Here is a 12,240-nt window from a genome sequence, read left to right as displayed (position 1 = left end):
TCTTTCTTATGACCACACTCGTCGTTATCTTGCTAGCCATCATTTTCATATCCGCAGTCGTGAGCGCTGTCATGTATGCCAGGCAGCAGGCTGCACAGCATAGGGCAGCCAAAATCAAGGCCTTGTTGCAGCGCAGACAGGATTATGAAAACGCCGTAGCGCTCCTTCTCAGAATCGATGATCGTGCAGATATTGCAATGGTCATGACTGGAGCCCTTATGGAGATGCAGAAGGAACTCGTCTCATTGGGTCTGGCGGATGCATTGCAGCAGCTCGATACACTCAAGGGCCAGCTGACGGCACTGGAAGAGGGCCGGATCAGACCTGCCAACGAGCGCGTGATGCGCAGCGACGGCGAGATGAATGCCGCACTCGAAGGCCTGAGAACGCTCGGCAACAAGCTGCTACGACTGAAGCTACGTGGCCGCCTTCCAGCCGAGACCTACCAGCAACAACTGGACCACCTGGAACATCTGAAGCTCACGGTTCAGGTCCAATCACATGAGTATCACGCTGAACAATTACTTCAGGCGGATAAGCGACGCGAAGCGATAGCGCATTTGCGAAAGGCACGGGATATCTATAAACGCAGTAGCCTGCCCGTTGAGGTCAAGAATGAAGCTGTGCGTCGACTTTCCGATATGATGAAGGCAGCCGAAAGTGCCACGAATAGCGGCTCCAGCGGAGCGAACAGACAGGATGATGACGAAGAACTTGATATCGTCTGAACTGGCATTGGCTGACCCATATACCCGAAAAAGCCGACACGAGGTCGGCTTTTTCAGCTGGATCAGTTGTCGAGGCGGCCTTGAGCCGCCTCAGCTGCCTTAGAGACGCTCCCAGACAGTCGAAATACCCTGTCCCAGACCGATACACATCGTGGATACACCGAAGGTTCCGCCCTTGGCTTCCATGATGTTCAGCAGCGTAGTGGAGATACGTGCACCTGAACAGCCCAGTGGGTGACCCAGTGCGATCGCGCCGCCATTCAGGTTGACCTTGTCGTTCATCACGTCCATCAGTTTCAGATCCTTGATGACCGGCAGTGACTGCGCAGCAAATGCTTCGTTCAGCTCCCAGAAATCGATGTCTGAAATCTCAAGACCAGCACGCTTCAGTGCTTTCTTGGTGGCTGGCACAGGACCGTAGCCCATGATCGCAGCATCAACACCAGCAGTCGCCATCGCACGGATCTTGGCCATTGGCTTCAGGCCCAGTGCTTGTGCACGCTCGGCAGACATCAGCAGCATCGCGGCGGCGCCGTCAGTCAGCTGTGATGAAGTACCTGCAGTCACAGTACCAGACTTCGGATCGAAGGCCGGACGCAGCTGACCAAGGCTTTCAAGCGTGGTTTCCGGACGGATGGTCTCGTCTTCGGTACACAGCATTGGAACGCCGTTGTCGTCATGACCTTCCATGACAACAATCTCGTTCTTGAAGCGGCCTTCGACAGTAGCTTCGTGAGCACGCTGATGTGAACGAACAGCGAACTCATCCTGCTGCTGACGGTTGATGCCGTGCATCTTTGCCAGCATTTCGGCTGTGAGACCCATCATGTTCGAAGCCTTGGCGCTGTACTTACTGGCAGCAGGGTTATGATCGAAACCCTCTGTCATCGGTACGTGGCCCATGTGCTCGACACCACCAACCACGAAGACTTCGCCGTTGTTGGTCATGATGGCCTGAGCTGCGGTATGGATCGCAGTCATGGCTGAACCACACAGTCTGTTCACGGTCTGCGCTGAACTGGTGTGTGGAATCACGCTCATCAGCGAGATCTGGCGGGCAACGTTGAAGCCCTGCTCCTTGGTCTGGTTGACGCAACCCCAGATCAGGTCTTCGACCTCAGCTGGATTCACATCGTTGCGCTCGAACAGCGCATTGATCAGGCGAGCGGAAATATCTTCCGCCCGGGTATGCTTGAATATGCCGTTCTTGGCACGTCCCATTGGCGACCGCACGCAATCGACAACGACGACATCTCTTGGATTCAGACTCATATCTTATCTCCGTCCTAATCTGTATTGCGGCAATCAGCCGTAGAATTTCTTGCCTGACTTAGCCATTTCACGCAGGCCATCAGTAGGATGATAAAGCTTGCCGAGTGACTTGTACTTGTCAGCGATTCTGCAGAACTCTTCAACACCAATGGTGTCGATGTAGAACAGGGCGCCGCCGCGGAACGGAGGGAAACCTATGCCGTACACCAGGCCCATATCGGCCTCGGCAGCAGTTTCGACGATACCGTCTTCAAGACAGCGAACGGTTTCGATGCACAGTGGCACCATCATGCGCTCGATAATCTCTTCGTCAGTGAACTCGCCTTTCTTCTGAACGACATCGCCAAGCATCTGCTCGACTTTCTCGTCGACAGCCTTCTGCTTCTTGCCTTTCTTGTCCAGTGAGTACTTGTAGAAGCCCTTGTCGTTCTTCTGACCCAGACGGTCGTTCTCGAACATCAGCTCTACAGCAGTCTTCTCGCTGTACTGCATACGGTCCGGGAAGCCTTCGGCCATAACATCGCCAGCGTGCTTGGCAGTGTCCATGCCGACAACGTCGAGCAGGTAGGCAGGACCCATTGGCCAGCCGAAACGCTCCATAACCTTGTCGCACTGCTTGTAATCAGCGCCATCACGTACCAGCAGGTTGAAGCCGCCGAAATACGGGAACAGGATACGGTTGACCAGGAAGCCCGGGCAGTCGTTGACCACGATCGGGTTCTTGCCCATGGCCTTGGCGTAAGCAACTGTCGTCGCAATAGCCTGCTCGCTCGTCTTCTCGCCGCGGATGACCTCAACCAGTGGCATCATGTGCACAGGGTTGAAGAAGTGCATGCCGCAGAAGTTTTCAGGGCGCTTCAGGTTCTGGGCCAGTCGCGTGATGGAAATGGTTGAAGTATTAGAGGTCAGGATCGTGTCTTCACGAACGACGTCTTCGACTTCACGCAGAACCGCATCCTTGACCTTTGGATTTTCAACAACAGCTTCGACAACGAGATCGACGCTCTTGAAATCGCCATAGCCGAGCGCAGGATTGATCTTGTTGAGAACGTCAGCCATCTGCTCGGCAGTCATCTTGCCACGTGAAACACGCTTGGTAAGCAGGCCTTTGGCTTCTTTAAGACCCAGGTCCAGACCCGCCTGAGCAATGTCCTTCATGACGATTGGCGTGCCTTTCAGCGCAGACTGGAATGCAACACCGCCGCCCATGATACCGGCACCGAGTACAGCTGCACGCTTGACCGGCAGTGCCTGCTTGTCATACGCCTTGGCTTTCTTCTTCAGTTCCTGATCGTTCAGGAACAGGCCGACCAGTGCTGCTGCAACTGGGGTCTTCGCCATTTTGGCAAAGCCCTTGGCTTCGACTTCGATGGCCTTGTCGCGGTTCATGCCGGCATGCTTCTGCATGACCTTGATGGCTTCAACCGGCGCTGGATAATTGCGGCCAGCCTGTGCAGCAACAAAGCCTTTGGCTGTTTCGAACGTCATCATGCTTTCCATGGCGTTCAACTTCAGCTTGCCGGTCTTTTCTTCACGGCGCTTCTTGTAGTCCAGTGAACCGTCGATGAGACGCTTCATGGTTGTCTTGGCTGCTTCCATGAGGGCTTCAGGCGCAACGACTGCATCGACAGCCTTGTCCTTCAGTGCCTGCTCTGGCCGCTTCTCGCCGCCAGCACAGATCCATTCGATCGCATTGTCAGCGCCGATGACGCGTGACAGACGTACTGTACCGCCGAAGCCAGGGAAGATACCCAGCTTCACTTCAGGCAGACCGACTTTCGCCTTGGTAGACATGATGCGGTAGTCGGTGGCCAGACACATCTCGAAACCGCCACCGAGGGCGATACCGTTAATAACGGTCAGGGTCGGGAAAGGCAGGTCTTCAATCGCGCTGAATACGCTGTTGGCCTTGAGGTTGTTGGCAACAAGCTCTTCTTCGGAACCTTTGAAGAGGTCCTTGAATTCGGTGATATCGGCGCCGACGATGAACACGTCCTTGGCGCTCGTGACAATGAGGCCCTTGACGTCGTTGGCGCTACCAAGCTTGGCGGCTGCCTCGCCCAATTCTTCAATGGTCAACCGGTTGAACTTGTTTACCGATTCACCCTGTAAATCAAATGTGAGGACAGCAATTCCGTCATCGATCAGTTTTACCGTGATGGCTTTACCTTCGTAAATCATCAACTCTTCTCCAAGCTTGTTGAGCACGGGTTAATGGCCCAGCGGCGCCCCTTGCATATCCGTTTATTAAAGGGGGGACCAAGGTACCTTACGCGAAGTACGTATACGTCCCGCGAGTATAACGCTAACGGGACTCGTAGCAGCTTTATTAATTCAAGCCGGACTTGCCGTCCGACCTAGCGCTAATTCATACGCTTGTTTGAATTAGGTGGGCGCTAAGATGGATAAAATCGCCTGGAAAGTCAACTCTCCGTGCCTCTGAGTCGCGAAGCCCGTCCCGAATATCCTGACCTTCCGCTTAAGCCCTTTGACTAAGATCCTGAATCTAATTACCTTTCGAAAACTAACCAGAACGATCAGACCTTCCTGCGTAACGATGCTGCCAGCGAACGGACGAACGCATTTTCGTGAGCCATCGGTCGACCTAGTGCTGCTTGCGAAAGCAGCTATACTGAATTGACGTCGTGCAAACTGGCAATAATTAAAATTCAAGCGCCCTACGAAGAGACAGGAGAGTAACCGAATGCTGGTGAAGACTATGCCGAGCTCAAGCCTTACCAAAGAAGTGTCCAACAAGCGTCCGGTCGGCGCGCTCCGCGCCCTGCGCCGCCTGCCCTTGACCCTTGTTTACGCACTGGTGACGGGCTTACTGTCAAGCCTACCCGCATACGCACTCGATCAGGCGCAGGCCGCCGACCTGCTTGCAACGCTGTTCAAGGTCCGCTCCAGCGGCAACCTGGTCATGAATGGCTATTACAACTTCAGCATCGCACCTGGCGACAAGGACGAGCGTGCAGTTGTAACTAAACGCTCTGAAGAGCTCGCCGGCTCTATTGGCCTCATCAATGAGATGGCAGCCAAACTCGAAGAAGGTCCCCTGCGCGAGCAGTTATCGCAACTGCCCGCTATCCACAAGCAGTACGCAGCGCTCCTCAAGGACAATATTGCCGACCTCATAGAACGGCAGTACTCAGACATCAGACTCGTTGCTGATATGGCTCAGGTTAACCAGAATCTGCTTACCGCAGCCGAAACGGCCAGGAAAACAGCCATCGATGCGTCTGGTTATCAACCTGATGTCATGGTCGAGCAGCTGCGTGACGCGACACTGCTGATGGAAAGCATGATGACCAAATACTCCGCGCGATCGGCCTCCACCGTCTCGCAGGTCTTCCAGGGTGCCCAGAGCGATGAACCGATCGATGTCCAGGCCGTGGAATTCGATAGGCAACTTAATGCGATCAAGACTGCTCTCAGTGGCAACACCGACGCGAGCAAAGCGCTGAAGTCGATCGAAAGCAGCTGGTTCTTCATCAAGAACTCGTACATCAATCCCAACGAGAACAACGTCTCATACGTCGTCAACTTGTATTCGAACAAGATCGTAGACAAGCTAAACAGCTTGCTGCAGAACCTATCGAAGACCAGCTGAAGCCGACTGTTTTACCAGCGAGATGAGCTCATCGAGGAACGGCTCCGCCCGTTCTCGAGTGACCTGCTCGGTCCAGACCAGAACGGCTCGGGTGGGCGTGAGGGTGAAGGCATAAACGGCTCGTTCCACCTCGAACTTCGAAATGATCTCCGGCAGAGCGTCATGACCGTTTTCATCCGCAGGCCTCGTAAAACTGACGAGCACCGGCTCGGACTTGACCTGTCTCGCGTCAGCCCCGCCTGGATCCGTCGCGCGAACCCGCCAGGTATACTCCACAATCGGCCGGTCGGGCACCAGATTGAACCGCTTGCCAATTTCATCCTGACGTAACAGTCGCACCTTGAAGCCCTTCTGCTGAGCCAACACCCGGGTGCGCTCGAGTATGCGTCTCGCAGGTGATGGCTTCAGCCAGTACAGTGCACCGATGGGCCCGAGCAAGGCGAAAGCAATGATCATCCACTCCATTCAGACACCCTCAGCTGAGTCAGGTAACAGCGACTTCACCACCAGCTCGGCACCTCGAGACAGCGTCTGGGCCTGGCCATCCTCACGCGCCTGATAAACCAGGTTCTGACCGAACATGACGCCACGGTCGCCTTTGCGAAAAGTGGCCAGGGTTTTCAGAGGCTCCTTGCTCACGACTCCAACTTCAGGATCGATTGTGGGTATCGCGCAGCGGCTGCACCTCTTGACGCCATACATGACAAGGTCATCTGACTCTATCTGATGCCAGCTGTCCTCCGCGAATGCCTCGGACTCACTCACCACAATATTCGGCCTGAACCTGGACATTGGCAGCGGCTGCGATAGCTTCTCGTTCAGCGCGTCGAGCGACGCCTGCCCAATGATGAGCGCCTGGTAGGCGTCCGCAAAGCCCACTTCGAAGGTTTGGCCAGCAAGAGAGGTAGTGTCTATGTAGTCCTGCTCTACTGGCCTCGGCTTGTCTGCCGCCTTGCAGACGAGGCGGACACTACGGCCGAGAAAGTCGCTCAGGACCCTATTGACCTTTTCGTTGGCGACATAGGCCTCGCAGATGTCGCCCCAGATCTCTACCGCAAGGCGCTGATCACTCAGACAAAGAGGCTCCATATTCACAGGGTTTGCATCGTCAGCGTTATCTACGGCGGCCAGTTCAAGCAGTTCCGGTACTTTATCCGCCATGGGAACGCTCAGCAGGAGCACACCGTTCTGGACCAGGGGCGTCAGCCTGAGCATGTGAGGTAGGGTTCTGGCAGTGAGATAGTGCGCATCGTCGTCGACCAGCATCCAGCTGCGGTCGTGACAGGGACCTGACTTATTGAAGTGAAGCTTTTCTACTTCGAGTCCGCCACAGGATTTGACGGGGTACCAGTGTAAAGACTGAATGGTAGGCATTGAATGCTAGAGACCTCCTGGCCATCATTGCGCCTCGGAATCCAGCCTGGCCTTGACCGCCCGGGCCAGCTCGTCCGGCTGAAATTTACTCAGAAATGCGTTACATCCAACCTTGGCTACCATGGCCTTGTTGAAGTTACCGCTAAGCGACGTATGCAGCACAATATAAAGATCCTTCATGCGGCTGTCATTGCGTATTTCTGTCGTCAGCCGGTAACCGTCCATGGCTGGCATTTCAGCGTCGGTGATAACCATGAGCAGTTTTTCATACAGGTCGATGCCTTCGTCTGCCCAGGCCTGAAGTTTCTGCAGGGCGAGCAGGCCATTGACCGCCGTATGCACAGTCAGTCCCACCTGGGACAGCGTCGATTTTGCCTGCGCAATGGCGACTGGCGAGTCATCCACGAGCAGCACTTCCCTGCCCCCAGCCTGGGCCTTGACCTCGGAGGTCAACTGCTGGTCCTTGATCTCTGTATCATAGGGGAGGATATCTGCCAGAACACGTTCGACATCAATAATCTCAACGAGCTTGTCGTCGTGTTTGGTTATGGCGGTAACGTAATGCGAGTTGCCGGCGTTCCTGGGCGGCGACATGATCTCCTCCCAGGTCATGTTGACGATGCGATCAACGCTCGCCACCAGGAAGGCCTGAACCGATCGGTTGTACTCAGTGACAATGATGGTGGCATCCTTCGAGCGATGTGTCGGCCCCAAGCCGATTGCAAGCGACAGATCGATGACCGGCACAGTCTGCTTGCGAATGGTACTGACACCAATCACCGAGGGATGACGCTTGGGCATTTGCGTCAGGTTTGGCAGCTTCTGCACTTCCTGAACCTTGAACACGTTCAGCGCAAAGACCTGGTTCGCGCCAAGCTTGAAGAGCAGGAGCTCCAGGCGGTTTTCCCCGACCAGTTTGGTTCGCTGATCGACTGAATCAAGGATGCTGGACATAAAAGGCTACCATTTGTAATTCTTGACCGGATTTCGGGTATCTCTCCACCTAGTCTAGATCAAAACCCTGCTTTTGATAGCGCACGTAAGCCCGTATGATTGCGCATTCAAATTTCTTGGGTCAGGGAGCTCCGACCGATATGAAAGTACTTGTAACCGGCGCCAGTGGTCATATTGGCGGACATGTGGTGGATCAGTTGTTGAACAGGAACCACAGTGTTCGCGCACTTGCCAGGAAGAGTTCCGACCTCCGCGGGGTTCGTGCCAGTGAGATCGAAATCATCAACGGCGATATCAAGGACAGATCAGCCGTAAAGAAAGCTGCGGAAGGCTGCGAGGCCATCATTCATCTCGCGGCGGTGTACAAGACCATCGCCAAGACAGCGGAAGAAATTGTCGAACCCGCCGTGAGTGGCGCTAGAAACGTACTCGAAGTGGCTGCCGAACTCGGCATTAAACGCGTCGTCTATACCAGTTCGGTTGCTTCGATCGGGTTTTCATACAACCGAGACGAAATGCGAACTGCAGAAGACTGGAATGACGACGCGCAGAATCCTTACTACCTCGCCAAGACCCAGAGTGAGCGACAGGCGCAGAAAATGGCCGCGGAAAGTGGTGTGGAGTTGATTGTGCTCTGCCCTGCGATCGTGCTTGGCCCTGGAGACTACAGAATCACACCATCGAATGGCCTGGTGATGGACTTGCTGAATGGCCGTGGTCAGACCTATAGAGGCGGCATGAACATCGTTGATGTTCGAGATGTGGCGCGTGCCCACGTAGAGGCGCTGAGCAAGGGCGAGCCCGGCAGCCGGTACATCGTTGGTGGTGAGAATATCGAGGTTATCGAACTCGGGCGCATGCTGAAGACGCTCACTGGAAATAGACCCTTGCATTTGCCTACTGGCCGGAAGTTGACACTTGTCGCTGCCAGGGCTATTGAAATGATCTGTCGCTTGCTGCATCTTACGCCGCCTTTCACCCAGGATCTGGTGCACGAGGTTGTCGAGCGTTACGCCTGGTACGACACAAGCCGGACCTACACGACCTTCGATTTCCAGCCTCGGCCTGCGAAGCAGGTTCTGCAGGACTGCATCGCATGGCTCATTGCGCAGGACAAGGTAAGACAGCGGGTTGCGGAGGGTTTTCGTAGTCGAAACAATGAACTGCCGGCGTCCGCGATAGGCGCTGAAAAAAACGCCTGAAATCGCTTTTCATCACATTATATAGTGTTATACTTCCCACCAACGACCCATATGTAGTTTGTAAGCCGGCAAGCTCTTCACTACGAGCACCGGCTTCGGCATGCTTTTGCCTGCCTTTTCGAGTCGTCACCAACACATTGTTTGCACCGCCATTGTCGGATCAGTTCCCTGACCTTGGCGGACATACCAATAAGATCAGCCTGAGGGGTATCAATGAACGCCAAAGTTCAGCAACTCGTTTCTCCTATAGAAATGCAAGCCGCTTCCGCAGACATCTGGAGCACGAAATACCAGCTCAGGACCAAAGCCGGTGAGCCTGTCGATGTGACTATCCAGGACACCTATCAGCGCGTGGCGCAGTCGCTCGCGAGCGTGGAAGATGCCAAGATTCGTCCCGAGGTGTTCAAGAGCTTCGTTTGGGCCCTGCAGAACGGCGCCATCCCGGCCGGACGCATTATCTCCAACGCTGGTGCGGAGGCACACAAGCCCGCGACATCAACTATCAACTGCACCGTCTCCGGCTCCATCCATGACTCCATGGACGATATCCTGCTGAAGAACCATGAGGCCGGCCTCACTCTCAAAGCTGGCTGCGGTATCGGTTACGAGTTCTCGACCCTTCGACCACGTGGCGCCTACGTCGCGGGTGCCGGTGCCAAGACATCCGGGCCGCTGTCTTTCATGGATATCTTCGACAAGATGTGCTTCACGGTCTCCTCGGCCGGTGGGCGCCGTGGTGCGCAAATGGCCACCTTCGATGTGCATCACCCGGACGTGTTCGAATTCATTCGTGCCAAGCGTGAGGATGGTCGCCTGCGCCAGTTCAACCTGTCGCTGCTGGTCACTGAAGACTTCATTTTGGCGGTGAAGAACGATACCGACTGGAAACTCTCCTTTCCCGTCACACTCAAGGAGGCCGAAGCCGACAATCTCGATCTTGGCGACACGGAAAAGTTCCTCTATCGCAGCTTTCCGATCAAGGAAGGGTTCATCGCTGATGAAACAGGTCGCGTGGCCTGCCGCATCTACCAGACCGTCAAGGCACGGGCTATCTGGGATGCCATCATGTCGTCCACCTATGATTTCGCTGAACCAGGTTTCATCCTGATCGACAAGGTCAATGAGATGAACAATAACTGGTTCTGCGAGAACATCAGAGCAACGAATCCGTGTGGGGAGCAGCCCTTGCCGCCTTACGGCAGCTGTCTGCTGGGCTCGGTCAATCTGACGCAGTTCGTCGAACTGCCATTTACCGAAAGCGCCCGCTTCAACTTCGAGAAGTATCGCAAGGTGGTCGGTGTATTTACCCGCATGCTGGACAACGTCGTTGAGATCAATGGCTTGCCACTCGAAGGTCAGCGTGACGAAATCACTTCTAAGCGCCGCCATGGCATGGGTATCCTCGGCCTTGGCTCTACCCTCGCCATGTTGAGAATGCCTTACGGGTCACCCGAGTCGGTCGAGTTCACTGAAGTCGTCAACCGCGAAATGGCCCTCGAAGGCTGGCGCCAGGGTCTGGAGCTCGCTCGTGAAAAAGGCCCGGCACCGATCATGAACCAGACCTTCAAGGTCACCAAGGAAATGCTCCTGCGTCGTCCGGAAATGAAAAAAGACGGCTTCAAGGTTGGCGACAAGGTCGCAGGCAAGGTGCTGCTGGCGAAGTACAGCCGCTACATGCAGCGCGTGGCCGAAGTCGATGCCGAGCTGGTAGAAGCTCTGGCGCAGGAAGGCGCTCGATTCACGCATCACACGTCCATAGCACCAACCGGCACCATATCGCTGTCGCTGGCCAACAACGCCAGTAACGGTATCGAGCCGAGCTTCGCGCACCACTACTCGCGGAACATCATTCGCGAAGGCAAGAAGACCAAGGAGAAAGTCGATGTCTTCTCTTATGAGCTGCTTGCCTATCGGCATCTGGTCAATCCAAAGGCCATGCCGTACGTGGATGATCCGGAAGCTGCTCTGCCGGATTATTTCACCGTGAGCGATGAAGTCACGCCGACCCAGCACGTGGATATTCAGGCCGCAGCGCAGAAGTGGGTGGATTCCTCGATATCCAAAACGGCGAACGTTCCGACCGACTTTGCTTACGACAGCTTCAAGGACATTTACATGTATGCCTACGATAAGGGACTGAAGGGATGCACGACATTCCGTTTCAACCCTGAAGCGTTCCAGGGCGTACTCGTCAAAGAGTCGGATCTCGAAAAGACCCTGTATGAGTTCATGCTCGACGACGGCACCAAGATGACGCTGAAAGGGAATGAACAGGTCGAATATGACGGCGAAGTGCACACGGCGGCGAATCTGTTCGATGCGCTAAAGGAAGGCACCTATGGAAAGTATTAAACCGCAGGAGGACGTGAACATGTCTACGAAGCCAATGAAGCCGGTGAAGATAGAAAAGAAGATCGTAAGCTACGCGGTGCACAAGCCCCGGCCTGAGAGCGAGGTAGCTGCTGAAGCGGCCGCTCATGCGGCAAAGCAGCCGATCGAGATGAACGAGACTATTGAGCGGCCCGAGTTCCTGCTTGGCAGTACCTACAAGATCAAGCCACCAGTGTCGGAGCACGCCTTCTACATCACGATCAACGATATCCTGTTGAACGAAGGCACCGACCATGAGAGCAGGCAGCCCTATGAGATTTTCATCAACTCGAAGTCGATGGAACATTTCCAGTGGGTCATTGCGCTGACGCGGGTTATTTCTGCGGTCTTCAGAAAAGGCGGCGATATTACCTTTCTGCTTGAGGAACTGCTGTCCGTTTACGATCCGAATGGCGGGTACTACAAGAAGGGCGGTATATTCGTCCCCTCACTCGTCGCTGAAATTGGGTCAGTCATCGAAAAGCACTTGATGTTCCTCGGGATCATCAAGTCAGACAAGCTGAGCCCTGAGCAACGCAAGCTGGTGGAAGAAAAGCGCGCAGCCTACGAGGCAGCCCATGGTGAGTCCAGCGGCGCCGAGGGCAGCTTTCCCCCCAGCGCCATTAGCTGCAAGAAGTGCATGCAGAAGTCAGTGGTTCTCCTTGATGGCTGCATGACCTGCCTCAATTGCGGTGACAGCAAGTGCGGCTGATGTAAGCCCCCTCAT

General features: G+C 55.0%; 10 protein-coding genes. 5 read left to right on the top strand and 5 right to left on the bottom strand.

Annotated features, from left to right (window positions below; all coding sequences use genetic code 11):
• Positions 1-8 precede the first annotated feature (8 nt).
• Entirely contained in the window at positions 9-728 is a 720-nt protein-coding gene (locus ACH3PB_RS02465) for a hypothetical protein (RefSeq protein ID WP_416397897.1), read from the top strand.
• 99 nt (positions 729-827) lie between these two features.
• On the opposite strand, the gene fadA is transcribed toward ACH3PB_RS02465, so the two are convergent.
• Entirely contained in the window at positions 828-2,000 is a 1,173-nt protein-coding gene (fadA, locus tag ACH3PB_RS02460; RefSeq protein WP_416397896.1) for an acetyl-CoA C-acyltransferase FadA, read from the bottom strand.
• Between the two features lie 33 nt (positions 2,001-2,033).
• Positions 2,034-4,181: a fatty acid oxidation complex subunit alpha FadB gene (gene fadB / locus ACH3PB_RS02455; protein WP_416397894.1), complete on the bottom strand. Its 2,148-nt coding sequence runs from the start codon at positions 4,179-4,181 to the stop codon at positions 2,034-2,036.
• 523 nt (positions 4,182-4,704) lie between these two features.
• Between fadB and ACH3PB_RS02450 the strand changes: the two genes are divergently transcribed.
• On the top strand, positions 4,705-5,613 hold the full coding sequence (locus ACH3PB_RS02450; protein WP_416397893.1) for a hypothetical protein: 909 nt from the start codon (positions 4,705-4,707) through the stop codon (positions 5,611-5,613).
• Here the strand turns inward: ACH3PB_RS02450 and ACH3PB_RS02445 are convergent.
• Genes ACH3PB_RS02445 through ACH3PB_RS02435 form a run of 3 tightly spaced genes read right to left on the bottom strand, consistent with a single transcriptional unit; the run spans position 5,596 to position 7,941 of the window.
• Complete coding sequence (locus tag ACH3PB_RS02445; RefSeq protein ID WP_416397891.1) at positions 5,596-6,069, bottom strand: hypothetical protein; 474 nt, start codon at positions 6,067-6,069, stop codon at positions 5,596-5,598. The genes ACH3PB_RS02450 and ACH3PB_RS02445 overlap by 18 nt on opposite strands.
• Before the next feature lie 9 nt (positions 6,070-6,078).
• Positions 6,079-6,987, bottom strand: a complete 909-nt coding sequence (locus tag ACH3PB_RS02440) for an MOSC domain-containing protein (RefSeq protein WP_416397890.1) — start codon at positions 6,985-6,987, stop codon at positions 6,079-6,081.
• Between the two features lie 24 nt (positions 6,988-7,011).
• On the bottom strand, positions 7,012-7,941 hold the full coding sequence (locus ACH3PB_RS02435; protein WP_416397888.1) for a chemotaxis protein CheV: 930 nt from the start codon (positions 7,939-7,941) through the stop codon (positions 7,012-7,014).
• A 140-nt stretch (positions 7,942-8,081) separates the two neighbouring features.
• Between ACH3PB_RS02435 and ACH3PB_RS02430 the strand changes: the two genes are divergently transcribed.
• The 3 genes from ACH3PB_RS02430 to ACH3PB_RS02420 all read left to right on the top strand — a co-directional run bounded on the left by ACH3PB_RS02430 (position 8,082) and on the right by ACH3PB_RS02420 (position 12,225).
• Positions 8,082-9,143, top strand: coding sequence for an NAD-dependent epimerase/dehydratase family protein (locus tag ACH3PB_RS02430; RefSeq protein WP_416397887.1), 1,062 nt, complete (start codon positions 8,082-8,084; stop codon positions 9,141-9,143).
• A 213-nt stretch (positions 9,144-9,356) separates the two neighbouring features.
• Positions 9,357-11,495, top strand: a complete 2,139-nt coding sequence (locus tag ACH3PB_RS02425) for an adenosylcobalamin-dependent ribonucleoside-diphosphate reductase (protein WP_416397885.1) — start codon at positions 9,357-9,359, stop codon at positions 11,493-11,495.
• Positions 11,482-12,225 carry an NrdJb gene (locus ACH3PB_RS02420; RefSeq protein ID WP_416397883.1) on the top strand — a complete coding sequence of 248 codons (744 nt, stop codon included), beginning with the start codon at positions 11,482-11,484 and terminating at the stop codon, positions 12,223-12,225. Before ACH3PB_RS02425 ends, ACH3PB_RS02420 begins: the two co-directional genes overlap by 14 nt.
• The last annotated feature ends 15 nt before the right edge of the window (positions 12,226-12,240 follow it).

This window comes from Allohahella sp. A8 (genome assembly GCF_047946665.1).
Classification (GTDB): Bacteria; Pseudomonadota; Gammaproteobacteria; order Pseudomonadales; family Oleiphilaceae; genus Allohahella.
The sequence above is the reverse complement of the archived record's forward strand: the minus strand, read 5'-3'. Positions and strand labels throughout refer to the sequence as shown.

Excerpts from the sequence above, each read along its gene's own strand:
- ACH3PB_RS02465 (WP_416397897.1), top strand. The coding sequence starts at position 9 with ATGACCACACTCGTCGTTATCTTGCTAGCCATCATTTTCATATCCGCA.
- fadA (WP_416397896.1), bottom strand. The coding sequence starts at position 2,000 with ATGAGTCTGAATCCAAGAGATGTCGTCGTTGTCGATTGCGTGCGGTCG.
- fadB (WP_416397894.1), bottom strand. The coding sequence starts at position 4,181 with ATGATTTACGAAGGTAAAGCCATCACGGTAAAACTGATCGATGACGGA.
- ACH3PB_RS02450 (WP_416397893.1), top strand. The coding sequence starts at position 4,705 with ATGCTGGTGAAGACTATGCCGAGCTCAAGCCTTACCAAAGAAGTGTCC.
- ACH3PB_RS02445 (WP_416397891.1), bottom strand. The coding sequence starts at position 6,069 with ATGATCATTGCTTTCGCCTTGCTCGGGCCCATCGGTGCACTGTACTGG.
- ACH3PB_RS02440 (WP_416397890.1), bottom strand. The coding sequence starts at position 6,987 with ATGCCTACCATTCAGTCTTTACACTGGTACCCCGTCAAATCCTGTGGC.
- ACH3PB_RS02435 (WP_416397888.1), bottom strand. The coding sequence starts at position 7,941 with ATGTCCAGCATCCTTGATTCAGTCGATCAGCGAACCAAACTGGTCGGG.
- ACH3PB_RS02430 (WP_416397887.1), top strand. The coding sequence starts at position 8,082 with ATGAAAGTACTTGTAACCGGCGCCAGTGGTCATATTGGCGGACATGTG.
- ACH3PB_RS02425 (WP_416397885.1), top strand. The coding sequence starts at position 9,357 with ATGAACGCCAAAGTTCAGCAACTCGTTTCTCCTATAGAAATGCAAGCC.
- ACH3PB_RS02420 (WP_416397883.1), top strand. The coding sequence starts at position 11,482 with ATGGAAAGTATTAAACCGCAGGAGGACGTGAACATGTCTACGAAGCCA.